This window comes from Halorubrum distributum JCM 13561 (genome assembly GCF_000337395.1).
Taxonomy (GTDB): Archaea; Halobacteriota; Halobacteria; order Halobacteriales; family Haloferacaceae; genus Halorubrum; species Halorubrum distributum.
This window is the reverse complement of the sequence record NZ_AOJF01000019.1, coordinates 1-24,239: the sequence shown is the minus strand read 5'-3', so window position 1 is coordinate 24,239 and position 24,239 is coordinate 1. Positions and strand designations below refer to the sequence as shown.

Annotated in this window: 27 protein-coding genes and 1 tRNA gene; 14 read left to right on the top strand and 14 right to left on the bottom strand. The window is 68.0% G+C overall.

Annotated features, from left to right (window positions below):
* Positions 1 to 96 precede the first annotated feature (96 nt).
* Complete coding sequence (locus C470_RS00875; RefSeq protein WP_004595591.1) at positions 97 to 300, top strand: hypothetical protein; 204 nt, start codon at positions 97 to 99, stop codon at positions 298 to 300.
* Here the strand turns inward: C470_RS00875 and C470_RS00870 are convergent, their stop codons facing one another.
* Entirely contained in the window at positions 301 to 1,050 is a 750-nt protein-coding gene (locus C470_RS00870; RefSeq protein WP_004595590.1) for a 5-formyltetrahydrofolate cyclo-ligase, read from the bottom strand.
* Between the two features lie 145 nt (positions 1,051 to 1,195).
* On the opposite strand from C470_RS00870, the gene C470_RS00865 reads away from it, so the two are divergent.
* Complete coding sequence (locus C470_RS00865) at positions 1,196 to 1,897, top strand: DUF4013 domain-containing protein (protein WP_008364563.1); 702 nt, start codon at positions 1,196 to 1,198, stop codon at positions 1,895 to 1,897.
* A gap of 51 nt (positions 1,898 to 1,948) precedes the next feature.
* On the top strand, positions 1,949 to 2,569 hold the full coding sequence (gene engB, locus C470_RS00860) for a GTP-binding protein EngB (protein ID WP_007344688.1): 621 nt from the start codon (positions 1,949 to 1,951) through the stop codon (positions 2,567 to 2,569).
* Positions 2,570 to 3,013: 444 nt separating this feature from the next.
* On the opposite strand, the gene C470_RS00855 is transcribed toward engB, so the two are convergent.
* Positions 3,014 to 4,060, bottom strand: a complete 1,047-nt coding sequence (locus C470_RS00855) for a hypothetical protein (protein WP_008364562.1) — start codon at positions 4,058 to 4,060, stop codon at positions 3,014 to 3,016.
* A 92-nt stretch (positions 4,061 to 4,152) separates the two neighbouring features.
* Complete coding sequence (locus tag C470_RS00850; protein ID WP_004595586.1) at positions 4,153 to 4,860, bottom strand: DUF1405 domain-containing protein; 708 nt, start codon at positions 4,858 to 4,860, stop codon at positions 4,153 to 4,155.
* Positions 4,861 to 5,031: 171 nt separating this feature from the next.
* On the opposite strand from C470_RS00850, the gene C470_RS00845 reads away from it, so the two are divergent.
* From C470_RS00845 to C470_RS00835, 3 genes are all read left to right on the top strand, one after another.
* Positions 5,032 to 5,673 (top strand): FxsA family protein, encoded by a 642-nt coding sequence (locus tag C470_RS00845; protein WP_008364561.1) that lies wholly within the window; start codon positions 5,032 to 5,034, stop codon positions 5,671 to 5,673.
* 104 nt (positions 5,674 to 5,777) lie between these two features.
* A tRNA-Ile gene (locus tag C470_RS00840) sits at positions 5,778 to 5,851 on the top strand.
* A 221-nt stretch (positions 5,852 to 6,072) separates the two neighbouring features.
* On the top strand, positions 6,073 to 7,272 hold the full coding sequence (locus tag C470_RS00835) for a threonine synthase (protein WP_008364560.1): 1,200 nt from the start codon (positions 6,073 to 6,075) through the stop codon (positions 7,270 to 7,272).
* Between the two features lie 41 nt (positions 7,273 to 7,313).
* On the opposite strand, the gene C470_RS00830 is transcribed toward C470_RS00835, so the two are convergent.
* Genes C470_RS00830 through C470_RS00820 form a run of 3 tightly spaced genes read right to left on the bottom strand, consistent with a single transcriptional unit; the run spans position 7,314 to position 10,476 of the window.
* Positions 7,314 to 9,518 carry a type B DNA-directed DNA polymerase gene (locus C470_RS00830; RefSeq protein ID WP_008364559.1) on the bottom strand — a complete coding sequence of 735 codons (2,205 nt, stop codon included), beginning with the start codon at positions 9,516 to 9,518 and terminating at the stop codon, positions 7,314 to 7,316.
* Positions 9,519 to 9,520: 2 nt separating this feature from the next.
* Entirely contained in the window at positions 9,521 to 9,778 is a 258-nt protein-coding gene (locus C470_RS00825) for a hypothetical protein (RefSeq protein ID WP_004595582.1), read from the bottom strand.
* Positions 9,778 to 10,476 carry a hypothetical protein gene (locus C470_RS00820; protein ID WP_007344664.1) on the bottom strand — a complete coding sequence of 233 codons (699 nt, stop codon included), beginning with the start codon at positions 10,474 to 10,476 and terminating at the stop codon, positions 9,778 to 9,780. Before C470_RS00820 ends, C470_RS00825 begins: the two co-directional genes overlap by 1 nt.
* Positions 10,477 to 10,662: 186 nt before the next feature.
* On the opposite strand from C470_RS00820, the gene C470_RS00815 reads away from it, so the two are divergent.
* Both C470_RS00815 and C470_RS00810 read left to right on the top strand, forming a co-directional pair.
* Positions 10,663 to 10,914, top strand: coding sequence for an AbrB/MazE/SpoVT family DNA-binding domain-containing protein (locus tag C470_RS00815; protein WP_008364558.1), 252 nt, complete (start codon positions 10,663 to 10,665; stop codon positions 10,912 to 10,914).
* A complete protein-coding gene (locus C470_RS00810; RefSeq protein ID WP_008364557.1) occupies positions 10,915 to 11,349 on the top strand; it encodes a PIN domain-containing protein in 435 nt (144 codons plus the stop codon).
* Between the two features lie 56 nt (positions 11,350 to 11,405).
* On the opposite strand, the gene C470_RS00805 is transcribed toward C470_RS00810, so the two are convergent.
* Positions 11,406 to 11,858 (bottom strand): DUF6653 family protein, encoded by a 453-nt coding sequence (locus C470_RS00805; protein ID WP_008364555.1) that lies wholly within the window; start codon positions 11,856 to 11,858, stop codon positions 11,406 to 11,408.
* Positions 11,859 to 12,011: 153 nt separating this feature from the next.
* Here C470_RS00805 and C470_RS00800 point away from each other — a divergent pair, with 153 nt between their 5' ends.
* Complete coding sequence (locus C470_RS00800; RefSeq protein WP_007344660.1) at positions 12,012 to 12,224, top strand: hypothetical protein; 213 nt, start codon at positions 12,012 to 12,014, stop codon at positions 12,222 to 12,224.
* Positions 12,225 to 13,444: 1,220 nt separating this feature from the next.
* Here the strand turns inward: C470_RS00800 and C470_RS15520 are convergent.
* Positions 13,445 to 14,044, bottom strand: coding sequence for a hypothetical protein (locus C470_RS15520; protein ID WP_152418621.1), 600 nt, complete (start codon positions 14,042 to 14,044; stop codon positions 13,445 to 13,447).
* A gap of 1,156 nt (positions 14,045 to 15,200) precedes the next feature.
* Here C470_RS15520 and C470_RS00795 point away from each other — a divergent pair.
* Positions 15,201 to 15,407, top strand: a complete 207-nt coding sequence (locus C470_RS00795; RefSeq protein WP_007344659.1) for a hypothetical protein — start codon at positions 15,201 to 15,203, stop codon at positions 15,405 to 15,407.
* Positions 15,408 to 15,449: 42 nt separating this feature from the next.
* On the opposite strand, the gene C470_RS00790 is transcribed toward C470_RS00795, so the two are convergent.
* Positions 15,450 to 16,652 carry a redox-regulated ATPase YchF gene (locus C470_RS00790; protein WP_008364554.1) on the bottom strand — a complete coding sequence of 401 codons (1,203 nt, stop codon included), beginning with the start codon at positions 16,650 to 16,652 and terminating at the stop codon, positions 15,450 to 15,452.
* 134 nt (positions 16,653 to 16,786) lie between these two features.
* The gene (locus C470_RS00785) at positions 16,787 to 17,044 is read right to left on the bottom strand and encodes a DUF5789 family protein (protein WP_008364553.1); all 258 of its coding nucleotides are present in this window, start codon (positions 17,042 to 17,044) and stop codon (positions 16,787 to 16,789) included.
* 122 nt (positions 17,045 to 17,166) lie between these two features.
* On the opposite strand from C470_RS00785, the gene C470_RS00780 reads away from it, so the two are divergent.
* Positions 17,167 to 17,760, top strand: coding sequence for a universal stress protein (locus C470_RS00780; RefSeq protein ID WP_008364552.1), 594 nt, complete (start codon positions 17,167 to 17,169; stop codon positions 17,758 to 17,760).
* Between the two features lie 33 nt (positions 17,761 to 17,793).
* Here C470_RS00780 and C470_RS00775 read toward each other — a convergent pair whose 3' ends face one another.
* Positions 17,794 to 18,792: a biotin--[acetyl-CoA-carboxylase] ligase gene (locus C470_RS00775; protein WP_008364551.1), complete on the bottom strand. Its 999-nt coding sequence runs from the start codon at positions 18,790 to 18,792 to the stop codon at positions 17,794 to 17,796.
* A 138-nt stretch (positions 18,793 to 18,930) separates the two neighbouring features.
* Here C470_RS00775 and C470_RS00770 point away from each other — a divergent pair, with 138 nt between their 5' ends.
* Together C470_RS00770 and C470_RS00765 are read left to right on the top strand one after the other, a co-directional pair.
* A complete protein-coding gene (locus C470_RS00770) occupies positions 18,931 to 19,338 on the top strand; it encodes a 2Fe-2S iron-sulfur cluster-binding protein (protein ID WP_008364550.1) in 408 nt (135 codons plus the stop codon).
* A gap of 151 nt (positions 19,339 to 19,489) precedes the next feature.
* Entirely contained in the window at positions 19,490 to 20,065 is a 576-nt protein-coding gene (locus tag C470_RS00765) for a hypothetical protein (protein WP_008364548.1), read from the top strand.
* 29 nt (positions 20,066 to 20,094) lie between these two features.
* Here C470_RS00765 and C470_RS00760 read toward each other — a convergent pair whose 3' ends face one another.
* Positions 20,095 to 21,036: a DMT family transporter gene (locus C470_RS00760; RefSeq protein ID WP_004598597.1), complete on the bottom strand. Its 942-nt coding sequence runs from the start codon at positions 21,034 to 21,036 to the stop codon at positions 20,095 to 20,097.
* A gap of 182 nt (positions 21,037 to 21,218) precedes the next feature.
* On the opposite strand from C470_RS00760, the gene C470_RS00755 reads away from it, so the two are divergent.
* Positions 21,219 to 21,701, top strand: a complete 483-nt coding sequence (locus C470_RS00755) for an Lrp/AsnC family transcriptional regulator (RefSeq protein ID WP_007344653.1) — start codon at positions 21,219 to 21,221, stop codon at positions 21,699 to 21,701.
* Positions 21,702 to 21,742: 41 nt separating this feature from the next.
* On the opposite strand, the gene C470_RS00750 is transcribed toward C470_RS00755, so the two are convergent.
* A complete protein-coding gene (locus C470_RS00750) occupies positions 21,743 to 22,255 on the bottom strand; it encodes a phosphate-starvation-inducible PsiE family protein (RefSeq protein WP_004598593.1) in 513 nt (170 codons plus the stop codon).
* Between the two features lie 66 nt (positions 22,256 to 22,321).
* Positions 22,322 to 24,205 carry a Glu-tRNA(Gln) amidotransferase subunit GatE gene (gene gatE / locus C470_RS00745; RefSeq protein ID WP_008364547.1) on the bottom strand — a complete coding sequence of 628 codons (1,884 nt, stop codon included), beginning with the start codon at positions 24,203 to 24,205 and terminating at the stop codon, positions 22,322 to 22,324.
* Positions 24,206 to 24,239: the final 34 nt, after the last annotated feature.

Sequence of the window (24,239 nt, the reverse complement as noted above, 5' to 3'; positions counted from 1 at the left end):
CCCCGATAACGCGTGACAGTCGCGTTTGGTAATCCCGATCATACTGAACGATCAGGTCGAAAAAGACCCTTATAGCTTCGGGCCCTGTACCCTAGCATGAACGCAGACGCCAGCGGTTCCCCGCCCTCCCGCGGGAAGTCGGTCCTCTTCTGCCCGGAGTGTCGCTTCGAGAGCGCCCTGTCGGACGGATGGCTCATCGTCAGCGACGGCGACGAGCGCACCGTCGTCTGTCCGAAGTGCGGCCACGTCGCCGACAACCGAACCGAGCGGTCCGCGCCGACGCCGCAGCACGCGGACTGATCACTTCTCTTCCGGCGCCCGTTCCGCGAGGACGGGGATTTCCGACAGCTTCTCGGCGCCGAGCGCGTCCCAGTCGACCCCGTCCGGACGCGGGTACGGCGTGTCGGTCCGGACCGTCCGCTCCGGCGTCACGACGAGGTCGAGCGGAACGTCGTGCGCGTCGGGAGCGGGGAGGTCAGCGTCCGCGCCGGCCGCCGACTCGGGCCCGTCGAGGACGGAAAGCTCGTGGACGGTCGTCGCGACCGTCGTGTCCGCATCGACCGCGCCGAGCTCGCGGAGGACGGCCCACTCCAGGTCGCTGTACCCCTCGCCCTTGCCGATCCGGGCGCCGTCGGTCGTGACCCCGACCGAGCCGGCGGCGATCAGGTCGACGTGGTCGACGTCTTCGGGAGCGGTCGGGGTCCCGTACTCGCCGATTCCGGAGACGGTCGTCGCGTCGTCGATCTCCGCGGGCGGAATCTCGGCGGGGTCGAGCCGGAGGAACGGGTCCGGGTCGCGGAGCCGCGGCTGCGCGACGTAGACGGTCTTGCCGGCGCGCAGCGCGGCCCGGCGGACGGGGAGCTGCGGCGCGTCGGGGTTGGCCTTGAGCGTCGCGGCCGACTCCCACGCCTCGGTTTCCGCGAGCCGCTCCGCCGCGGCGTCGGCGCCGGCGAAGTTGGGGATCCGGTCGTGGGGCGGGAACGGGAACCGCGCCTGGTCGCCTGCGTCGAAGGCGTCCCACACCGCCTCGCGGACGGCCTGTTTGTCCATATCGGAACGAGCGGGGCGGGCGACAAGTAGTCGGCGGAAAGCGGGTTCAGTGCCACCGCGTCCTTGTCCGCTACCAGACACGGCCGGTGTCACACCGGCGACAGTGTCGGTGTTTTTATATATCAGATCGGTGTTCCGTTCGGACATGATCGAAGACGGACTGTCGTATCCCGCGCGTGGCGACTGGGTCGGACGGATCATCATCGGCGGCGTGCTGGGGCTGCTCTCGGTGTTCGTTATCCCGGCGTTCGCGATCTTCGGCTACCTCGTCCGAGTGCTGGAGCGGACCGTGGCGGGCGACGACGTGCCCCCGGCGTTCGACGACTGGGGAGACCTGCTGGCGAAGGGCGTCGTCGCGACGGTCATCGCGCTCGTGTACTCGATCGTCCCGGTCGTCGTGTACGGGATCGTCGTCTCGGCGGTCGCCGGAGTCGGGTCGGGCATCGGCGGCGACGTGGGCGCGCTGCTCGGAATCACCGGCGCGCTGCTCGCGCTGGCGTTCGTCCCCGTGCTGCTGTTCATTTACTACGCGGTTCCCGCGGCGCTCACGGCGTACGCGGCCCGCGGCGAAGTGCGGGCGGCCTTCGACCCGGAGATCCTCAAGCCGACGCTGTTCAGCGTCGAGTACCTCCTCGCCGTGCTGATGCCGCTTCTGATCTCGACCGGCGTGTTCGTCGTTTCGGTGGTGCTCATCCTGACCGTCGTCGGCGCGGTGTTCGTCCCGTTCGTCCAGTTCTACAGTCAGGTCGCCGTCTTCCGGATGTTCGGCACCGCGTTCGCGGACCAGAGCGACTACATCGAGGCCGGGTCGGGCGGGCCCGACGACGGGACGACCGTCGCCGCCTGACGACGACGCCGCGACGCGCCTTTTAACCCGTTCAGGCGCGCACGGTCGGGTATGTTCGAAGACCGGCCGGACCGCGACGCCGAGGTCGTCCTCGTGGGGCGCTCGAACGTCGGCAAGTCCACGCTGATGCGCGAGCTGACGGGCCACGACTTCTCGACCGGCGGCAAGCCGGGCGTCACCCGCCAGCCGAACCACTTCGACTGGGCCAGCGAGAGTTTCATGTTCACGGACCTCCCCGGATTCGGGTTCATGTCCGGCGTCGAGGACGAGCACCGCGAGCAGATCAAGACGAACATCGTGCGCTACTTGGAGGAGAACGCCGACTCGATCCTCGCGGGCGTCGTCGTGATGGACGGCAAGGCCGCCGTCGACATCATCGACCGCCACGCGGAGCGCGGGAACATTCCGCACGACGTGGAGATGTTCGGGTTCTTGGAGGACGTGGGCGTCGAGCCCATCGTCGCCGTCAACAAGACCGACAAGATCGACGACGTCGACGAGCGGCTCGACGCGATCTGTGACCGACTGGGGCTGTACCCGCCGTGGCAGCAGTGGTCCGACCGCGTGGCGCCCATCTGCGCGAAGCGCGGCGATATCGAGGCGCTGGAGGAGTGCCTCCGGACGCGCTTCCACGACCACAACCGCGACGACCTGCTGAAGTTCGTTTCGTAAGTAGTCGTGTTTGCTGTTGTGGTCGATTGGTCCGTGGATTCGGCCGTCTATTTATAAGTGATCGCGTTCGGATCGATCGGGAACACCGCCAAAGCACCAGCCGCTCACTTATAAATGGACGACTGTGGATCGTCGGCGAACACCGCCAAAGCACCAGCCGCGAAGACGCCGTACGCTCGCTGCGCTCCTCACTCGGTCGCCACCGCTCCCTCGTTGCGGTGCTTACGTCGCCTACGGCGTCTTCGCGGCTGCCCCTTTGAGTCCCGCCCAACCGCACAGCAGCCTCACGCCTCCCCAGCCTCGCGGTTCGCGCTCTCCGAGCGCTCACCGCGTCCCTCGCGCGTGCTGTCTCGCGGCCGCCGGTGGCGGCCGCTCGCAGGCACGCGCCACCACAGTTGTTATTTATAAATCGTTGACCTCGGCAGTCGGCTGACTCACGCCTTTTTAGAACTCGAAGCCGACCGCGTCGCGGCTCGGGCGGAGCGGGCTCTTCGGATACGGCGGCTCGCCGTCGGGGTCGTTGTACGCTCGCGGCGCCACGTCGTTCGGGCCGTCCGGGTAACAGAGCGCGGCGAGCGTCTGGATCGCCGTGCGGCCGCTCGCGAGCTCGAACTGGCCGCCGCCGTACAGCTCGATCCCGTTCCGCTCGCAGTACGAGATCGTCTCGAACAGGGATTCGAGCGTGCCGAACCGCGAGGGCTTGACGTTACACCACCCCGGCTCGACCGGGAGCGACTTCAGGCTCTCGACGCCGTCGATCGGGTAGTCGAAGGAGAGCCGGTCGGCCTGCGGCTCGACGAGCGCGCTCGTCGCCGGCGTGAACGCCGGGTCCTCGACGACCGCGCCCGGGAACGCCGCGAACACGTCGCGGTACAGCTCCGGGTCCGGCTCGACGTCGACCTCCGTCCCCTCGTACCACCCTTTTAAATCGAGGACGCGCACGGCGTCGGTTTCCCGGAGGGTCTCGAACGCCGCTTCCGGCCACTCCGGCGTGGGGTCGAGCTTGAACTCCAAGTCAGGGTTGCGCGCGAGCAGCGCCTCGACGCGCTCGGTCGAGGGCGGGTCGCCGAGCCGCGTCGAGACGACGAAGCGGACCGGCTCCGGGTCGACGCCGAGGCGCTCGCCGAGCGACTCCTCCTGCTGTCGGAGCGCCAAGTCGAGCGCCGCGCTCTCGACCGCCCAGCGGCGATAGTTGCGCGCGGCCTCGTTCTCCGGCGGGTTCCCGTGAAAGAGGTCGATCTCGTCGAGCCGGTCCGACAGCTCGTCGATCGTCCACTCCCCCTCGACGTCGATCGGGTCGGTCCCGGCGAGCGCGTCGTGGTCGGCGGTCTCGTAGGTCACGTCCTCGCCGCGACCGACGAGGCCGTCGCCGGAGAGCCGGTACTCCGTGGTCGTCCGCTCGAACCCGCTCGTCGTGTCCGCCGTTCGTCGCCGTCTGGCGACCGACTCGATCGTCACCGAGAGGTCGGCGATCCGCTCGTAGTGGCTCATGGCCGATCCGACGCCGCCCGGTCACTTAAATCGGTGAGCGCGCGGCGACCGGGGCCGGACGATCCCCGGACCCGGATACGCCTCGGCCCCGACTACGCTCCGGCGTCGCTCGCGCGGTCTCGGAGCGTCGCGATCCGCGTCCCGAGCGCCCAGAACAGCGGGACCACGGTGAGCGCGACCGCGCCCGCGGCCGCGACCTGAAGGACCGTCGTGGTGAACCACGGCGCGCCGTCGGCGTACGGCAGCGAGGTGTGGGTCACGTCGCCGATCACGGGCACGAAGTAGTCCATCAGCAGGTCGACGGTGTACCACGCGGTCGCGATCGCGACCGCGCGGAGCGGGAAGTCGGTGATCCGGTGGAGGACGAACGCCTGGACGACCATCGCGAGGTGGCTAAAGAGGAGGAACGCGTACAGCGCCGGGCCGTTGAGCGCGAGGAACTCCGGGAAGAAGACGACGAGGACGTACGGCGTCCACAGCCCGAGCTTGATATTGCCGAAGAAGGCGAGCGCGGCGAGCGTGTCGCTCGACCGCCCGAGCGCCCACGCGCCGAGCGCGAGCGCGATGAGCAGCGTCGCTCCGGGGCTGTCCGGGATGAAGATCCACATCTCGGTCGGGAGCTCCTGAAACTGGAACCGGTAGTACCAGAAGCCGAAGGCGGTCCCGACGAGGTTGATCGCGACGATGACCCACGCGAACCGGAAGGCGACGTCCTCCAGCCGTTTCGGGAGCGGCGCGACCCACCGCGGGAGCGACTCGCGGTCGGGCGGGTCGCGGCCGAGCGCGCCGACGATGTCCATACCGCCGGCTCGGACCGGGCGGGCAAAGCCGTGGCGGTCGCGGCGGGCGCGACCGGCTGGCGCGGGGAGGAACCGACCGCCCCGTCCCGCCCGACTCCGCACCGCTCGACCCCCGACCGACCCGCGGCCGCGACGAAAAGGGCTATGGGCGCCCGGCGGAAAGGCGGGGGTATGCGCCCGCGAACGCTGCTCGCGCTGCTCCTCGTCGTCCCCCTCGTGGACGCGCTGTTCCTGATCGTGGTCGCGACGCGGCTCGGGTGGCCCGCGACGGTCGCCTTGGTCGTGTTGACGGCCGTCCTCGGGATGCTCCTGTTGCGCGCCGAGGGGCGGGCGACGCTCGCTCGGATCCAACGCAAGGTGGCGCGCGGAGCGCCGCCGACCGACGAACTGCTCGACGGCGGGCTGCTCATCGCCGCGGGCGCGTTCCTGCTCACGCCGGGGCTCGTCACCGACGCGGTCGGCTTCCTGCTCGCGCTCCCGCTCTCGCGAGTCCCCATCCGCGTGGCCCTGAAGAAGTACGTCGTCGTCCCCTACATCGAGCGCGAGACGGACGGCTTCTTCTCGGGCAACGTCTACATCGGCGGCTTCCCCGACGACGGCGAGGGCGGCTTCACGATGGGCGGCGGCGGGTTCTCCGGCGGCGGTCCCGGTGGCGCCTCCGGTAGCGGCCCCGACGGATTCGACGGCGGTAACGGCGCCGACCCAGACGGGAGCGCCGGCGGCAACGCGGACGCCGGCGGCGCGTCGGCGGACGACGACGTCGTCGACGTGGATTTCACCGTCGAAGAGGAGGAGCGGAAGGGAACCGACTGACGGCGCGGGCGTCGTGAGTCCCCCGTGAAACCGCCACACGGCGGCCGGCTGCCGAAAGGAAACCCTTAAAATCCTACCCGCGCAACGACTGAATGCGCTCACCTGGGCCAATAGCTCAGTCAGGTTGAGCGCTCGGCTGATAACCGGGAGGTCCACGGTTCAAATCCGTGTTGGCCCACCTTGATTCAACTCGGGCTTCGCCCGAGTAAATTGGTGGGCTGGGACTCCCCAGCCACCCAATTTCGTCGTTTCACTCCTCTAGAGGCGCCGCTGTCGCGTCTCGTCCGGGCTTAAATTACGCCGGTAGTCACTGCTGTCCCTCGATCTGCGTTAGTCGACCGATATCCTCGCTCGGTCTCCCGTGGCCAGTCATTTGTACACCGCCCGCGAGGGTGGGGTATGGAGCAGCTGGCGTGTTACGACTGCGGCGAGACGTACGCGTTCGGCGACGCGGCCCGCTGTCGCTGCGGCGAACCGCTCTGGGTCGAGACCGACACGACCGGGTTCGACTGGCCCGACGCGAGCGAAACGGCGGGGGGCGGGAGCTCGCTCGGACGGGACACGCTCTGGCGCTACGAGTCCGTGCTTCCCGCGACCGCGCCGACCGGGCTCGCCGCCGCCGCGGGCGGGACGCCGCTGTTCCGCGCGCCGTCGATCGAACCGACGGACGGGCCGCGGATCCACCTCAAGGTGGAGGGCGTCAACCCGACGGGGAGCTTCAAAGACCGGGGGACGGCCGTCGGGATCTGTCGGGTGGACGGCCCGGTCGGAACCGTCTCGCACGGCAACATGGCGCTGAGCGTCGCCGCCCACGCCGCCGCGGCAGATCGGGAGGCGATCATCCTCGTGGCCGAGGACACCCCCGACTCGCGGCTCGCGATGATCGCCCAACACGACCCGCACCTGTTCCGGGTCCGCGGCGACTACGGGCGGCTCTACGACGACACCCTCGACGGCGACCTCGGCGTCGCGTTCCTCAACTCGGACGCCCCGCTCCGGGTGGCCGGCCAGAAGACGGTCGCGTACGAGATCTGCGAGGCGTTCGCGCCCGACGCCCCCGACGCGATCGTCTTGCCGGTCAGCAGCGGCGGGCAGGCGAGCGGGGTCTGGAAGGCGCTCCGGGAACTGGACGCGGCGGGACTGCTCTCGACGGTGCCGCGGATCTACCTCGCGCAGGCCGCGCGGTGTGACCCGATCGCGCAGGCGTACCGACGCGGGAACTCCCGCGTCGAGCCCGTCGAGGGCGAACCGACGGCGGCCGTCTCGATCAACAACGCCGACCCGCCGAGCGGGAACCGAGCGCTGGCCGCCGTTCGAGCGACGGACGGCGGCGTCGCCTCCATCGGAGAGGAGGCGATGCTGGCCGAAACGGAGCGGCTCGCGGCCGACGCAGGCGTCTCCGTCGAGCCGTCCTGTGCGGTGGCGACAGCCGCCGTGCGGGAGCTCTCCGCGGCCGGCGAGCTCGGTTCCGACGACGACGTCGCCGTGATACTGACCGGGTCGGGGTACAAGTACGGTGCGTCCGACCCGGATACCTCGTCTGTTCGAGAGGTCGACCGGACGGATGTCCCCGCCGCGGTCCGTGACGCGGTGTTATGACTCGTCGAGAGACCGGTCGACTCCCGTCGGCGCGTCGGCCCTCAGTAGCCCGCCAGCGTCTCGTCGGTTGTTCCGGCGAGGTAGTCTCTGATCTCCCCCTCGCGCCAACCGACCGGGGCCAGCACGCTCTCGACGGCGCGCACGGCGGCGTCCTCGTACCACGCGACGTCGTAGCGGGCGGTCTCTTCGAACGCCAGCCGGACGCGCGCCGGGCCGCGTGCGTCCGCCTCGACGACGACGTACCGAACCGTCTGTCCGGGAGCCAGTCCGGCGCCCTCCATCTCCGCGCGTTTCAGGGCGGCCACGGTGAGCGTCTCCCGCGAGTAGTCCGTCACGTCCTTCGACACGCGGTTGTCGACGACGAGGTCCGCGGGATCCACCGCGCCGTCGCGTAACTCGCGGAGTTGGCGCCGGAGCGCGTCACACACCGCCTCCGGCGAGCGCGTCTCGTCGAAGGCGCGGAGCGCTTCGGTCTGGACGTCCTCGACCCACGCCGGCGTCGAGCGCTGCCGGCCCTCGATCCCGCGGGTCTTGACCGCGTCGCCGAGCCCGGTCTCGGGGTAGGCCGCCCCGCGTCGCCGCCCGAAGTAGCGCGTTAGCGCGCCCGACTGCGAATTCCGGGTCGGACAGAACGCCACCCAGTCGAACGCGCACTCGTACTCCAGCTCGACGCCGACCTCTCGACTGATCTCCTTTGCGACCGCGGTCAGCGGGCGCTGTTCGCGGTCCTCGGCGGGCGTCACCCAGATGGAGTCGACGATGCCGTGGAGGACGCGCCAGCCGGCCGCCTCCAAGGCGCTCTTCGCGTCGAGGAGGAGTTCGCGGGCGTAGGCGTTGATCGCCTCGTGACACTCGATGCGGCCGAACTTCGCGTTGCTGAACCCCTGGTAGCCGAAACAGGAGACGAGGATCCACTTGATCGCCGACGAGGCGGCTTCCAGCCGCTCCCGCTCGTCGCCGCCGTCGTCGGGGGAGTCCGCGGTATCGGCGAGGTCCGCTTTGATCTCGCTGCGCGCGTCGATGAGCGGTCCCAACACGTCCGGCAGGTAGCCGTCGCGGTCGCAGACCGAGTAGCCGAGTCCGGGGACGTCGTCGGTGTCGCAACACCCGCACCGGACGGTCTCGGGCGAGAGGTTGCGCGTCCGGATGATGTTCGGGTACAGCGACGCGAAGTCGAGCTCGTGGACGTCCTCGTGGACGCCGACCTCGGGGGCGAGCGTCGTCCCGCCGCGGTCGGCGTCGTCGAGCGTCGCCGCCGACTTGAACAGCTCCGGGCGCCACGCCCGCCAGGGGACGACCACGTCGCGGCGCCGCGCCTCGCGGATCTGCATCGCCGTCAGCACCCGACCGATGGAGGCCCAGCCGAGCTCCTGGAGGGGTAGCCCGGAGCGTTCGACGAGGTCGAGACACCCCTCGAGCCCCGACTCGTGGTAGAAGAAGGAGTTGGACTCGTCGACGACGACGCGACCGGGCACCGCGTACCGCGCCGGCGAGTGGCCCACCCGCCCGTAGGAGGCGTACGTCGACTCGCCGGCGAGCTTCGCGTACCCCGGTCGCCGGCCGAGTTCGAGGTCGACGCCGACGGCGTCGGCCGCCTCGAACAGCAGCGGAACGAGGTCGGCGGTCGAGACGACCAGCACGTCGGGGTCGCGGTCGTCGAGGACCGCTCGGACGCCCGCGACGACCTCGCCCGGCGACGAGCCGACCCGCTCGCCGTCGACCGTGAGGTGAGGGAGCGACTCGACGCCCGACTCGTGACGGGGGCGCTCGAAGCGAAGCGTCCGAAGGTCGCGGACCGACCGATCGGGCGCGGCCGGCGTGCCCGTTTCGAGGCAGTAGCGTAGCTCCCGCGTGAGGTCGACGTCGTAGCAGGTGTACGCGTCCGGCCGGTCGAACTCCCGCACCCGCCTCGCGATCGTGCGGACGGCGTCGATCGACGCCGCGTCGATGCGGAGGAGCGGGCGGGCAGTCGTCCGGAACGTCTGACGGTGCGACTCGACGCCGAGGCCGGCCACCGCCGCCTGCCCGTCGAGGAACGACCGGAGGGAACACAGCGCGTCAGAGAGCCCGTCGCGGGCGGGCGGCGTCGGGTCGGGCCCGCCCGCGCGGCCGTAGAGGTCGTCGACCGGGTCGCCGACGAACAGCGTCGGGCGGTAGTCCTCGCGGACCTCGCGATCGGCGCCGTCCGGCGCGATGTGCCACTCGGCGACGCGACCGTCGTCGAGGAAGTCGACCGTGTGGACCACGGTTACGCGTCGGCGAGGGCGTCGACCCGCGACTCCAGCTCGGCGATGCGGCGCTCCTGTTCGAGCGCGATCCCCATCCACACCGGCGCCAGCGGGTCGGCGTGGTTGAGGTGGCCGGCGGCGTCCGCGCGGTCGCGAGCGTAGGCGAACAGCCGGTCGAACCGCCGCTGGTCCCCGCGGCGCAGCGCGCGGCGGAACGGCCCCCACTCGTCTTCGAGCGCGGTCAGCCGGTCCCGGTAGGTGGGGGTCGTCCGGCCCATCAGCGCACCCCCGTCGCGGCGGCCGGGCGGCCGAGCGCCGCCGAGTCGTGCATCCGGGCGCGGTGTTCGAGCACCTCGCGCCAGTACGCGAGCGTCGTCTGCGTCCAGCCGTCGGCCCCGCGGTAGACGAGCGTCTCCGCCTCGCCCGCGGCGTCCTCGAAGCGCGGGCCGAACGGCGTCGCCCGGCAGGTGAGGCGCGTCGCGGCGGCGCGGCGGAGCGGGCGCGAGAACGCGTCGTCCCGGCAGCGCGTCACGAGGACGGGGGCGTCGTGGACGCGGGCGACGCGCGCGACCGACGCGACCGCGCGGACGAACATGTCTCCGGCCAGTTCGCGGTCGACATCGGCGGCGCGGTAGCGCGCGTCGAGGCCGGTCGCGAGGACGACCGACGGCGACGCCCGGGCCGCGAGCCGGCCGGCCAGTCGGTCGAGCAGCGCCGTGTGCTGGTGGGCCGTGAACCCGCGGGCGACCTCGACGCGGTCGAGCACGCGGTCGGCCGGGGCGAGCTCGCGGAGGCGCGTCGTGTTCGCTCGGTTCGCGCCGTCGACCCAGAACGCCGGGCCGTCGCTCCCGAGCACGCGGTCGAGCAGCAGCGCCTGGACGGGCGTGACGCCGAGGTCGTCGTCGACGTCGACGAGCGTGACCCCCGACGAGAGCTCCGGGAGGTCCGCGGTCGGTCGGTCGGAACGAGTGGACATGTGCGTCTCGACGGGGAGACGGCAAAAAGGGGTGAGCCATACCCGGGGAGTGAAAGTGGAAGTGGCGAGGGGTGGGAGAGTCGCACCGGATATGAGGGAGTGCCTGCCGGTCGGAGAGATGTAGCGATAGTCGAGAGTAGTGTGAGCGCACACTACATTTATGAAAGCGGCCACGTACGTACACGCGTGAGCAGCGAGCGCGTCGACTCCGAGAGCACGGTCTCGGGAAATCAGGCGAACATTCCGGCCCACATCCGTCGAGAGCTGGACATCGACGACGGGGACACGCTCCGCTGGCGGATCGAGGACGACGGCACGCTTCGCGTGCGGGTCGTTCAGCAGCGCAGCGGGACGTTCGGCGAGTTCGACGGGTACGACGGCGACCGGGAGACCGACGTCGAGACCGAGCACGACGCATGGGGCGTCGACCCCGAGTAGATGCCCCGGGCGCTCGTCGACACGACCGTGCTCTTCGCGGCGGCGTACCGTCGGGACGGCGCGCACGAGGACGCGCTCCCGATCCTCAGAGGGATCGACGCCGGGGAGCTCCCGGAGGCGGTGATCTTGGACTACGTGCTCGCGGAGACGCTCAACGGCCTGACGACGCACGCGGGCCACGACGCCGCCGTCGACTTCCTCGACCGGGTGGAGACGAACGCGCGGCTCCACGTCGAGTCGCTGACGGCGGACGCGTTCGCGACGGCGAAGGGGCTCTTCCGGCGACACGAGGGGTTCTCGCTCGTCGACGCCTGTCTCGTCGCGTACATGCGCGTCGAGGGGCTCGACTACTGCTACGCGTTCGACGACGACTTCGACGCCGCCGAGGGCGTCTCCCGCCTCGGCGTCGCGACGAATCCGTATCAGCCGGAGTGAGCGTGAGGCGGTGGATATCACTCGCTCGCGGTCGTTAGCGTGGACGCGAACGACCGCTATCGGTCCGCCCGCGGGTCGGCGTCGTCGTATCGCCGGACCAGCGCACCGACGTACCAGAACTTTAGTCCCATCGCGAGCGCTCCCGCGAGGCCGGCCCGGAGGGGTCGCCGGCGGTACGCGGCGACGAACGCGTAGGCCGAGACGGGGACGTTGAGCAGGTTGAGCCAGTTCGGATACGCGAGGTCAAAGACGCCCGCCTTCCGTTCGCGCGTCCACCAGCGTTCGGCCAGCACCACGCGGGTCATCCAGGCGTCGTCGTCGTCCGGCGGGGAGAACAGGATCGGGTTCACCGCGGTGAACAGGAGCGCGGCGCCCGCGAGTCGCGGCTTCCGGTGATAGACGGCGAAGAGGAGCGCCGGCAGCAGGACCGTGCGACTCCAGCCGCTCTTCGGATTGGAGTGGCGGCGCCAGAACCTCTCCTCGAAGTCGTCCGGCAGGGTGAGGGCCATGCGTGAGCGTTTCTCCGAGCGAGCAAATAGCTTCGCTGGGGCAGGCTGTCGACGCGTGTGGTGGTTCTCCGCTGAGCCGGCGTCTTCGAGAAATGTGACAGCGAGGACACCGTGTTTTGCTGTGTCTCGGCGCACGTTGGTTGCGAGGACCTCGTGGACACAATCGACAATGAGGCGCTCGTCGACGGGCCCGCAGGACTGGAGGGCGATTGGCTCTGCTCGTACGAGTACTTGCCGGGGACGTTCGAGAACGTGTACGTGCTCGACCGCGACGAGAAGCGGTTCATCAACAGTGAGAAGCGTGGCGAGGCGAAGGACGCGACAGAGCGGCCGGTGATGAACTTCGATCCGGAGAGAGTTTACTGAGAACGAATGAATTCACAGGTTCAAAGGGTCTAGTCCCAGATCCGAGCAACGAAGTGTCTCCAAATGGCGCGTAAGCTGTCAATAAATCCATATCCTAAGTCGGACGTATCTACGTCGTAGCTTTTCCCTTTATTCTCAGTTGTTCCTCCATCATCGCTCTTACTCCTACCTCTACTGGATTTTGCCGTTTCAAGATCACTCCGGAGCCGACGGACACGTCTGCGTTGGGGTCCTCGGTAATCAGTTAAGTACCGAACCAACTGTCTACGGGTTTTCTCACTTAGACGGGCAGAGACACCCTTGTGTTTGAACGCTTTGTAAACATTTGCGCTCTTACTTTTTGTTTTCGTAGAACCACTTGTGGATACTAAGCCCACATCGTACATCGCCCAGACGAGTTTTGTCGGTACCGTGTCAGCATCCCTATATCCATTATCTTTGAATATACGAGCGGCTAAATCAGACACCTGAAGCGTTATTGGCGCACCTGCGCCGACATTGGCTTGTATATAGAAGCCATTCTTATCAGAACTAGATACATACCGGCGTAGTGTTGGCACAACGTCCCGGAGATTATCGAAGGATATATTCCTACCGGAAAGATGACAGGACAGGTTCAGACAGCGTCAATAGGTTCACCAAGTATAGGGCGCGGCCGATCCTATAATTTTTATCCGATTTTGATAGTAGTCACGTCTGTTCCGGTAATTCTACTCTCACACTAGCTACGAGATATTGCGGTTCATATCTCTTCAGTAAATACCTCCAGTTCAGGCCTGTCGTACTCGTACTTCGTCATCACCTGATCGACCTTCCGAACGCAGTCGTTCGCGGAGAAGTTGGTTTCGAGGTATAGATTGGTATCCGGAATCTGTCGGGGCTTGACGAGTTCGGACTGTTGGCCCCCTCGACGAAGTAAGTCCGTTTGAGGCCAGAGACCCCTTTGATTCGCTCCTGGTCCTCCACATCGCGAAGGATCGCCACCACGGCCACCGGTCAGCGCGTCCGCCCAGCTGTCCACGTCGCGTCGCGAGCGGTCCCGTTTCCGGTCGTTTCTGCGGGGCTCGTCGTTACCGTGCTGGCAGTTTTGGTGTTACTGCTGTTTCCGGCGGCACTGGTGGAGGGCGGGACGTTTACGAATATTGTGGGCTATGAAGTTGGGCTAGTGACTGGCGGTGTACTGTGTACTGCTTTTTTGATCTGAGGAATTTTCAAGAAACTCAGCCTTCCGACTGAACGCTTCCTGTGATGTAGTTCCAAACCCGGTAAAGAGCCATCTCCAGAACTCTTCCAACGATGCCGAGAACAAGGGAGAGGGACGCAGTAACTGTGATTGCTCCGGTTAGGAACACTAAGTTTCCAGCGGAGAATCCGAGTACAGAATTAGAAGGGAAGTACGAAACAACAATCGCAGAGAGGGCGGTTACGATACCAACAAAGAACAGTATGACAAACAGGATTGTCGGGAGATACGCGCCACCAAGGCGATCTATGGTCAGAAGCGGGCGCAGTTCGCTGCCTGCGCTCCACATTTGAGAGGGGATTATTTGTCTTAGCCAATAGCCGAATCCTCCTGCTCCACGACCATTCCACTGAACGTAGCTTTGACCGTCTTCCTTCTTTTTTTGAATGAACTCATCTTCATACAGATGTTCAACATGGCGAGATACACCGCTCTCGTCAATGTCAAAATAATCTACAAGAGTCTGTCGGGGAATCCATTGAGCGGGTCTCTCGTAGATGAACCTACCAATATCTCGTTTTACCTGTTGATCCCCGCGTGAGTAGGTTTCTTGGAGTTTTTCTAAGGTTTTTGTCATTGCGCCGATTTGCCCTGGGTGCTTCTACAGGCCTGTCTGTAAAGACAATTCCCGGGAAAACGCGTGTTACAGAGGTGGCTGCGAATCATATTTTTTGTGAAAGTTCTTCCCCATTTATCATTGTCGGGCTTCTGTGATCCGACTACCATGTCCAGATGTGGAGATACGATATGGTCTGACGAATCAGGATCCAAGAGATCAGTCAGATCGGTCACTACCACTGGCTATACACGCAGTAGCGATAAAATCACTTTGGAGGTGTTATTATGACAGATTTATTTTTTGTGTTTATTCTAGGACCTGTGTTCTTCCTTCCTAGGCTCCTGAGCTTCTCTATTGGCTCAATTTCAGAACTTTACATATTCATAGCATCGGGACTCGGTACTACAGTCTGGGCAATGGTGCTCGGTGCGATCGTGGGACTGGTAAAATAATGCGCAACCAGAGTATTCGATATTTTATTGGGAGTCTACTCAGCCGTCAGGCACTCTACGCCTACGCAATGGCAGGAGGTCTAACAACGGGTGTGCAAGTGTTGATGATATCTGGGGAGATCCCCCGCGCAGCTCTTCGTACAGAGCAACTGCCGGTGGTTGTAGAATTATATATTGACAGTCTGATTCCACTCTGGATTCCACCAATCACCTCATTGGATATCGTTGTAGTTCTAATCAACGTAATAATCACAGTATGGATACTGCTGTATTGGACGATCCGTTACGAACAGTCAATTTAAATCTCAGGTGAAATAGTCATCAGTTGTCGGTATCAGGCAGAGATACTGGTAGTCAATCGCGACGAATCGGCCAATTCTCTGGCGTCTAACTCCCCAGCAAGGTACTCCTTCCCCAGATTCGTAATTTCGTAGTAGCCACATCTTGGGCTCTCTGTCAGCCATAGTCAGTGAGATCAGAAAGTCACCGACTGACGTGAGTCCGTGATTTGTCGATATCCTCGGCGAACACTGCCGGCGTGAGTCGAAGTCCACCCTCGAGAGCTTTGAGGATACGGTCCTCAGTAGGTATCTACATCCACTCCGCCGGCTTCCGCATGGCCGACGTTCCGAGACATCGCCCGGACCACGCTCCGCGAGCACCGAGCCCGAACCACCGGATTCTTTTATGAGTCGACAGCCATCGAAAGACGCCCTCAAACCATGCTTGACGAGATAGTCGAACTCGTCTTCGACGTTATTCTGGAACTGGTCCCCACCGTCATCCTGAAAATCCTCCTCCTGCTCGGCGGCCTCGCGGCGGTGGCGGTCGGCGTCCCGCTGCTCGCCGACTCGCCGCTCGTCGGCGGCGCGCTGACCGTCCTCGGCGCGGCGGCGGTGCTCGGCGTCCTCGCCAGTTGGCTTCTGTGATAGCTGATCGGGAACGTTGGGGACCTCGGCGACGCGGGCCGCCTACGGCGCCGCCTGCTTCGTCGAGACCAGCTCGATCACGTCGCGGTGTGAGAGCTCGCTGTCGGCGCCGACCTGTCGGCCGCTCCGGCAGTCGGTGCCGTGGAGGAGCCCCTCGCCGATGTCCGAGTGGATGTGGTACGCGAAGTCCTCGGTGGTCGACCCCTCCGGGAGGATGAAGCAGTCGCGGAAGACGCCCTTCTCGTCTTTGCTCCCGTTCGCGGAGCCGGGGAAGACGGCGATACAGCCCAGCACGTCGAAGACGGCGGCCTCGAGCGCGCCCTGGACGCCCGTGCCGTCGTACTCGGCGACGAACTCGCCGATCTGGTCGAGGCCGGCCTTCTGCTCGCCGGAGACGTCGCCGACGACCTCGAACGCGTCGTCGCCGGGCGTGTAGTCGACGACGCCGGCGTCGTCCGCGTTCTTGAGGGCTTTCTCCGCGTGGGCGCTCGCGGGGACGAAGGAGAGGTGGTCGTAGTCGGGGTCGGTCGTTATCTCCGCCCAGTTCGCCTGCGCCTCGGGCGTGTCCATCTTGTTGGCGGCGATCACCATCGGCTTCGTCCGCTTGCGGATCTCGCGGGCCAGCTCGATCCGATCCGTCTCGTCCCACGTCTCCGGGTCGAGTTCGAGCCCCTCGGCGAGGATGACGCGCTTCATCCGGTCCTTGTCGATGCCGAACGCCGACATCTGGTCGGCGAGCTCCTCCTCGATGGCGGCGTCCGCGCCGTGGTAGCGCGTCTCGAACTTCTCGAGCCCCTTCTCCAGCACGTCGAGGTACCACGCGTCGAGTTCCTCCTCCAGGAAGTCGATGTCGTCGCGCGGGTCGTGGCCCTCGGTCGCCTCGCCTTCGATGTCCGTCTTGCCCGAGAAGTCGACGACGTGGATCAGCACGTCGGTCTCGTTGAGGTCGGTGAGGAACTGGTTGCCGAGCCCGCGCCCTTCGTGGGCGCCCGGGACGAGCCCGGCGACGTCGACGAGCTTCACGGGGACGAACCGCGTCCCCTCGCGGCAGACGCCGACGCTCGGCGTGCACGTCTCGTCGAACTCGGGGGCTGCGCAGTCGACGCGGACGTACGCCTCGCCGACGGTCGGGTCGATGGTGGTGAACGGGTACGCGCCCTCGGGCACGTCGTTCATGGTCGCGGCGTTGAAGAACGTCGACTTCCCCACGGAGGGCTTGCCGACGAGACCGATCCGGTAGCTCATTACCACCAGTGCGCGATCCGCGGTAAAAAGCGATGCGAGACGCGCCGTGGCGTGGGGAGCGGTGACGAGGTGCGCGGGATCGAGGTCCGCGCGGGCGTCGCCGTCGGGCCGCTCAGGCGTCGCCGTCGGGCCGCTCAGGCGTCCCCGTCGGACTGCCCCGGCTCGCCGAGCGCCTCGATGGGGAGGACGTTCTGGAGCGCGGTCTGCGCGTCGGCGGCGCTCGCGAACGTCTCCTGGTCGACGTCGGCGAGCAGGTCGCCGAGGTCGGCGTCGCCGTCGGCGAACAGCACCGTCGTGCCCGCGAACGACTCGGCGAGCGCCTCGCGATCGGCGGGGTACTCGTGGCCTTCGAGCGTCGGTTCGAGCCGGGAGAGGTTGATCTCGTCGGACATACCGTCCTCTCGTCGGGATAGGGCATAAACGCGCGCCTTGGTGCGGCTTCGACCGACGACGGCGAGAAACCGGCAAGAATCGCAAAGGGTTATCAGTCGTCGGTGACACGGTACATGTGAACATGCCCCTATACGACCGGATTCTGGTTCCGACCGACGGCTCCTCGGAGGGGGAGCTGGCGGTGTGCCACGCGCTCGACCTCGCCGCGGTCCACGGGGCCTCGGTCCGCGCGATCTACGTGGTCGACACCGCGCGGTACGCCGGGATGCCGATGGAGACGACCTGGGAGGGCGTCGGCGACCTGCTGTACGACGACGCGGAGACGGCGCTCGAAACGGTGCGGGAACTGGCCGCGGACCGCGACGTCGACGTGGAGACTGCCGTCGTCGAGGGGTCGCCGAGCCGCGAGATAATCACCCAGGCCGAGGAGGCGGACTGCGAGCTCGTCGTGATGGGGACCCACGGGCGCGGCGGGATCGACCGACTGCTCCTCGGCAGCGTCGCGGAGAAGGTCGTCCGCGGCTCGTCGGTCCCGGTGTTGACCGTTCGGATCGGCGACGGGGAGGAGCCGCCGAGCGCGGCCGAGTCCGCGGGCGCGACCGACTCCGCGGGAGCCGAGGAGTCCGCGACCGCGGGCGGGACGAGCGCGGGCGAGACGGGCGCTACCGGGACCGACCCGGACGGGTCGGTCTCCGACGCGACGGAAACCGGATAGGAACGCAGCGGTCCGCGCCTCGTCCGCCCCGAGTCACTCCGCGTCGCGGAGGTGCTCGCAGTCGCCCGCGTGGACGCGCCGCCGACCCTCGTCGGTGTCGACCACGAGCGCGCCCGGCTCCGCCACGTCGACCGCGGTCCCCTCCACTACCCCGTCCGCGGTGTCGACGCGGACGCGCCGCCCGAGCGTGCTCGCCCGGTCGCGCCACGCCGGGAGGACCCCGTCGAGCGCCCCGGGCGAGGCCGTCAGCTCCGCGTACCGTTCGAGCAGCGTCGCCGCGAAGCGCCGCCGGTCGATCGGGGCGCCCCGCTGGGCCGACAGCGACGTCGCGCCCGCGGGCAGCGTCTCGGGGTCGATGTTGGCGTTGACCCCGACGCCGACGACGAGCCAGCCGACGCGGTCGGCCTCGCCCTCCATCTCCGTGAGGATCCCCGCCAGCTTCCGACCGCCGCGGCCGGTCGGATCGGCGTTATCCGCGTCCGATTCGTCCGCCTCGTCCGCCTCGTCGCCGACGAGCACGTCGTTCGGCCACTTGATCCGCGCGTCGACGCCGGCCTGACGCGCGGCGTCGGTCGTCGCCACCGCGGCCGCGAGGGTGAAGAGCGGCGCCCGCGCGGTCGGCACGTCGGGGCGCGTCAGGACCGACAGCCAGACGCCGCCGCTGGGCGCCACCCACTCGCGGTCGAGCCGTCCCCGGCTCCCGGTCTGTTCGTCGGCGACCACGGCGACGTCGCTTTTCCCGTCCCCCGCGAGCTCGCGGGCCCGCTCGTTCGTCGATCCGATCCGGTCGCGGTACTCCACCGAGTACGGGGCGTCGAGCCCGAAGGCGATGCCCGGTCCGGAGTAACCCGGATCGTCGGGGGCGACGTACCCCTCCGGCGTCGACTCGACCGCGAACCCCTCCTCGCGGAGCCCCTCGACGGCCTTCCAGACGGCCGCCCGCGAGACGCCGAGCGACTCGGCGAGGGCGGGGCCGGAGACGGGGCTGTCGTCGGCCGCGAGGGCGTCCAGCAGCGCGCGCCGCGTGTCCATACCGCCCGTTCCGTCGGCCGCGCCGAAAGCCGTTCCGGGTCTCGAACGCCCGGCCGGGCCCGGGACGCTTCCGGTCAGGTCCGGCACGCTTCCGGTCGGGTCCGGCACGCTTTGTGTCCGGCGCGCGAAGGACAGCCGATGAGCGACGACGACGACCGCGGCGGTGGCGGCGACGGCGGCGACCGGTCCGAAACGGTCCCCCTCGTCGTCGTCGACGGGGACGAGCGGTTCGAACTCGACGTCGAACGCGGCCGGAATCTGCGTCGCGTCCTGCTCGACGCCGGGCTGTCGCCGTACGCGCCCGCGACCCGCCGGCTCAACTGCGGCGGGCGGGGCCTCTGCGCCACCTGCGGCGTCCGCGTCCGCGAGGGACCGCCGGCCGACCACTGGCACGACCGCCTCGCCGACCGGTTCGGCTACCCGCGGCTCTCCTGTCAGATCTCGGTCGATCGCCCGATGACAGTCGCGCTCGTCGACAAGCGCTTGTGGGGTGGGCGGCAGTCCGACGGACGGGGCGAAGGGGAGAGCCCGGATACCGGCCGCTGAGTGGCGCGGACCGACGACCCCACACCTCGTTTCCGGTGAAACGGCGAACGGTACCGCGTCACACGCGACCGCGCGGCGGCCGCGCGACGACCGCCGACGCGAAGGTCGTCCGCGGCACAAAAGCCAAGTCCGCGGGCCCGAACCGTCCGGTATGCAACCCTCCAAGGAGCGCGAGTCGTCCGACGAGGACCCGATGGACGACCTCGACGACCTCCTCGACGACGACCTCGCCGGCGGTGAGGGGGCGTCCGACACCGATTCCGGCGACGCCGCGGCGGCCGACCGTGGCACCGAGAGCGCGCGGAGCGCCGGGAACGCCGGCGGCTCCGGCAGAATCGGCGTCTCGGGTCGGTGGTTCTCGGCGAAGGCGTTCGGACTCGCGCTCGTCACCGTCGCGGTCGGCGTGTTCGTCGGGAGTCTGATCCCGCTCATTGGCGGAACGGTCGGGACCGCGGGCGGCGTGTTCCTCGCCGCGTTCCTCCTCGGGCTCGTCCTCTCGACGCGCCGGTACGTCGAGACGGGGATCGCCGGCGGCGCGGCGGGCGCGGCGAGCGCGGTGACGAGCGTCCTCGGCGTCGGCTTCCTCCCGATCGGGATCGACTACCTCTCGCAGTGGGGGCTCCCGCTCGTCGCGGTCGGCGGCGGGGTCGGGCTCGTGCTCGCGCTGCTCGGCCACTACTTCGGCCGCGACCTGCGCGCGGGACTGAGTCAGGACATCGGCGGGTGAAAGAACCGAAACCGTCGGAGGCGACCGTCTCAGTGCGCCCGGTGCGCGTCCTCGACGCCGACGTAGGCGGCGATCTCGTGGCGCTCCAAGACGAGGAAGCCGGCGAGGATCGCGACGAAGCCGAGGATCGCCTCCGCCTCGATCAGGCTGCCGAGCAGGAGCCAGCTGCCGACCGCGGCGACGACCGGCTCCGCGTACCCGACGAGGTGGAGTTGGGTCGGCCCGACCTCGTCGAGCAGCGCGAAGTAGATCAGGAACGCGACGACGCCCGACAGCAGCGTGAGGTACGACAGCGACGCGATCGACGTCGCGTTCCAGACGATCGCCCCGGGGGACTCGCCGAGCAGGGCAGCACCGACGAACAGGAGCCCGGCGCCGGAGACCATCGCCCACCCCTGTAGCGCGGCGACCGGGAGGTCCGTCCGGAGCGGGCGTAGCAGCACGGCGCCCAGCGAGAAGGCGACCGCGCCGGCGAACGCGAGCGCGACCCCGAACAGGGCGGCGCTCCCGAGTCCGGCTTCCATCGGGTCGGCGATCACGATCACGCCGAGGATACCGAGGGCGAACCCGCCGATCTCGAAGGGACCGAGGCGCTCGTTCGGGAGGAGGAGGGCGGCGAACGTCGCGGTCAACACCGGCGCGAGGCTCACGACCACGGCGGCGACCCCGCCCGAGATGCGGAGCTCCGCGACGTAGAGGAGCCCGTGGTACGCGGCGATCACGAAAGCGCCGGCGACGGCGACGCCGAGCCACTCGTCGCGACCTCGGGGGACCGTCCTGCCGGCGGCGACCGCGGCGACGCCCAACACGACCGCGCCGGCGATCGCGTAGCGGACGCCGGCGAACAACAGCGGCGGGAAGTAGTGTAACCCGGCCTCGATGGCGACGAAGGAGGTTCCCCACAGGGTCGCGAGGAGGACGAACGCCGCGAGGATCGATTCGGGAGTGGAAAGTAGATTCCGAAGTTGCATTGACTACCGATTCAACATTGGCGTAGATAGTTAAACTCGTCTCCCGAATTCGACGATATCGGAGGTGAACAATCACACATACGAATTACGTGCGATACGGTTCCGAAATGAGAGCGAATCTTGAACTCGACTCCAACCGTATCGGCCGTAATATATAACAGACCATCACGGGAAGGGATCGTATGGACGAGCGCGACGTGCGGCTGTTGAAGGCGATCGCCGATCTGGGCACCGGGAGCCCGGAGCGGCTCCACGAGGAGACGGGGATTCCGGTGTCGACGATCCACTACCGGCTGAACAACCTCCGCGAGGACGGCGTCATCGAGAACGACCTGTACGACCTCGACCACGAGGCGCTCGGCCTCGGCGTCACCGTCATCGTCGAGGTGCTCGCCAGCTACGAGGGCCCCTACGAGGAGTTCGCGGACGAGCTGCTGGCGGTCGAGGGCGTCACGGAGGCGTTCTTCACGATGGGCGAGACGGACTTCGTCGTCCTCGCGCGGCTCTCCTCCTCGGACACCGTCGAGCGGCTCATCAGCGACTTCGAGGCGATCCCCGAGGTCGAGCGTACGAACTCGACGTTCACCATCGCGACGCTGCGCGACGAATCGCGCGCGCCGGCGACGTACGACCTCGACACGCTGATCGAGGAGCTGACGGACTGAGGCGGGGCGCTCAGACTACTGTCGGGGGCGCGTACCGCCCCTCACTCGGCTAGCAGCGAGGAGCCGACCGAGCGCTCGACGAACAGCAGCGCCACGAGGCCGCCGATGATGATGGTGTACGACACCGCGGCGAACAGCGCGTCCTGCGTCGTCGGGTACTCCGTGGTGCGGAAGATGATCACCTTCCGGACCATCGCGATGACGCCGGTGTAGATCACCAGCCTGACGATCCGGCGGGTGTCGCTCTGTTCGATGTAGGCGACGACGGTCTCGTACACCTCGACGATGATGAGCAAGAGCAGCCCGGTCTCGATGAAGCCGATGACCGTGTTCGGGTCGGTGATCGCGCCGGTGGGAACGGACTCGGCGATCTGGATCGCGAGGTCGATGACGCCGATGCCGAACAGGAGCGCGAACAGCGCCGCCGCGGCCAGCTCGACGCCGTGGATGAACCGGTTCGTCGCGTCTGAGACCCGGTCGCCGCGCGTTCGGGCGGTCGCCGGGTCGGGCGTGCTGTCCGGCGCGGACGGATCGTCCGGAGGCGAGTCTGCCATCTGTCTCTCTCGAGTTTACCGACGGTCCCCTGACACGTAAAAAACGTGCCTAACGGACGCGAGTCGCTACGACCGCTTCCCGATCTCCTCGCGCAGCACGTCGGAGACGACCTCGCCGTCGGCCTTCCCGCGGAGCGCGCCCATCGCCTCGCCCATCAGCCCGGAGAACGCGCCCATCCCCTCGTTCTCGATCTGGTCGGCGTTGCGCTCGACGACCTCCACGACCGCCTCGCGGACCTCGTCCTCGCTCACGCCCGAGAGCCCGGCCGCCTCGACGGCCTCGGCCGCGGACAGCGACGGATTCTCCGCGAGCGTCGTCAGCACCTCGGGGACGCCCTCCTTCGCGAGGTCGCCGTCCTCCACGAGGTCGAACAGCGCGAGGAAGTGGTCGTCGGAGAGGTTCTCGACGGGCGCGCCGTCGCGCCGTATCTCGGTCGTCGTCGACGCCAGCGTCGACGCCGCGAAGGTCGGGTCGACGCCGCGCTCGACCGCGGCCTCGAACAGCGGGAAGCGCTGGCCGAACGCGACCTGCTCGGCGAGGCCGGCGTCGAGGCCGAACTCCTCGGCGTAGCGCTCCGCCTTCTCGTCGAGCAGCTCGGGTGTCTCCACGTCGGAGGGGTCCGGCTCGACCGGCGGCACGTCCGTCTCGGGGTACATCCGCGCGGCGCCGGGCAGCGGCCGGAGGTAGCGCGTGGTCCCGTCGTCGTTCGCGCCGCGGGTCTCCTCGGGGACGCCCTCGATCGCGGTCTCCGCGCGCTCGGCGGCCGCCTCGATCGCGAGGTCGGCGGTCTCGGGATCGGCCGCGACGAGGGCGACCGCGTCGCCCTCGCCCGCGCCGACCGCGTCGCGGAGCGCGTCGACCTCCTCGGCCGTGACGCCGTAGGCCGGCAGCTCGTCGGTGTGGAAGACCCCGCCCGCGCCGTGGCGCTTCGCGTGGTCCGAGAGCTCAGTGCCGAGCCGCCGGTCCGTCTGGATCTCGCGGCCCACGAGCCCGTCGAAGCCGAACAGCGGGACCGCGGTGACCTTCCCGCCCGAGTCGAGCGCGCCGCGGATGACCCCCGACTCGGTGTCGGCGAAGACGTCGGTCACGTCGGCGACGTCGCCGACGCTCGCGTCGCGGTCGCGGAGCTCGTCGCGGATTTCGAGCAGCTCGGCCTGTCGTCCGACCTCGCCGCGGACGATGTCCTCGATCCCCTGGAGGTCCTGAACGCCCTTCACCTCGACGCGGGCGCCGTCGGCGATGGAGACGTTCACGTCCTGGCGGATCGTTCCGAGCCCTCGCTTGACCGCGCCAGTCGAGCGCAGCAGCATCCCGATGCGCTCGGCCGCCTGCCGCGCGCCCTCGGGGCTCCGGATGTCCGGGCCCGTGCCGATTTCGACGAGGGGCACCCCCAACCGGTCGAGCGAGTAGACGACGCCGTCGTCGGTCTCCTCGACGCGCTTCGCGGACTCCTCTTCGAGCATGAGGTCGACGACCGACACCGACCCGGACTCCGTCTCGATCTCGCCGTCCTGCCCGAGGAGGATCGAGCGCTGGAACCCGGAGGTGTTCGAGCCGTCGATGACGAGCTTCCGCATCACGTGGGCCTGGTCGACGACGGAGAGGTCGAGCAGGTCGGCGATCTGGAGCGCCACCGAGAGCGCATCGGCGTCGACGCGGCGGGGCGGCTCGTCGTCCTCCTCGACGAGGCAGGTGGTGTCGTACGCGAGATACGTGAACTCGCGGTCGACGCGGCTCTCCTCCATCGCGGCGTCGTCGAGCTCGCCCAGCTCGCTCTTCGTCGGGTGGAGCTGCCGGGTGATCGACCGCTCGGCGTCGTCCGGGTCGCGCTCGACGGTCGGGGAGTCGCAGAACAGCTTCGTCTCGGTGTCGAGCTGCTGGTGGATCTCCAGCCCGGCGACGAGCCCCAGCGCCTCGTAGTCGTACTCGGGGGTCGCGTCCGTACTCATTACGCCTCACTCCGACGGCGCGCGACTAAAAGGG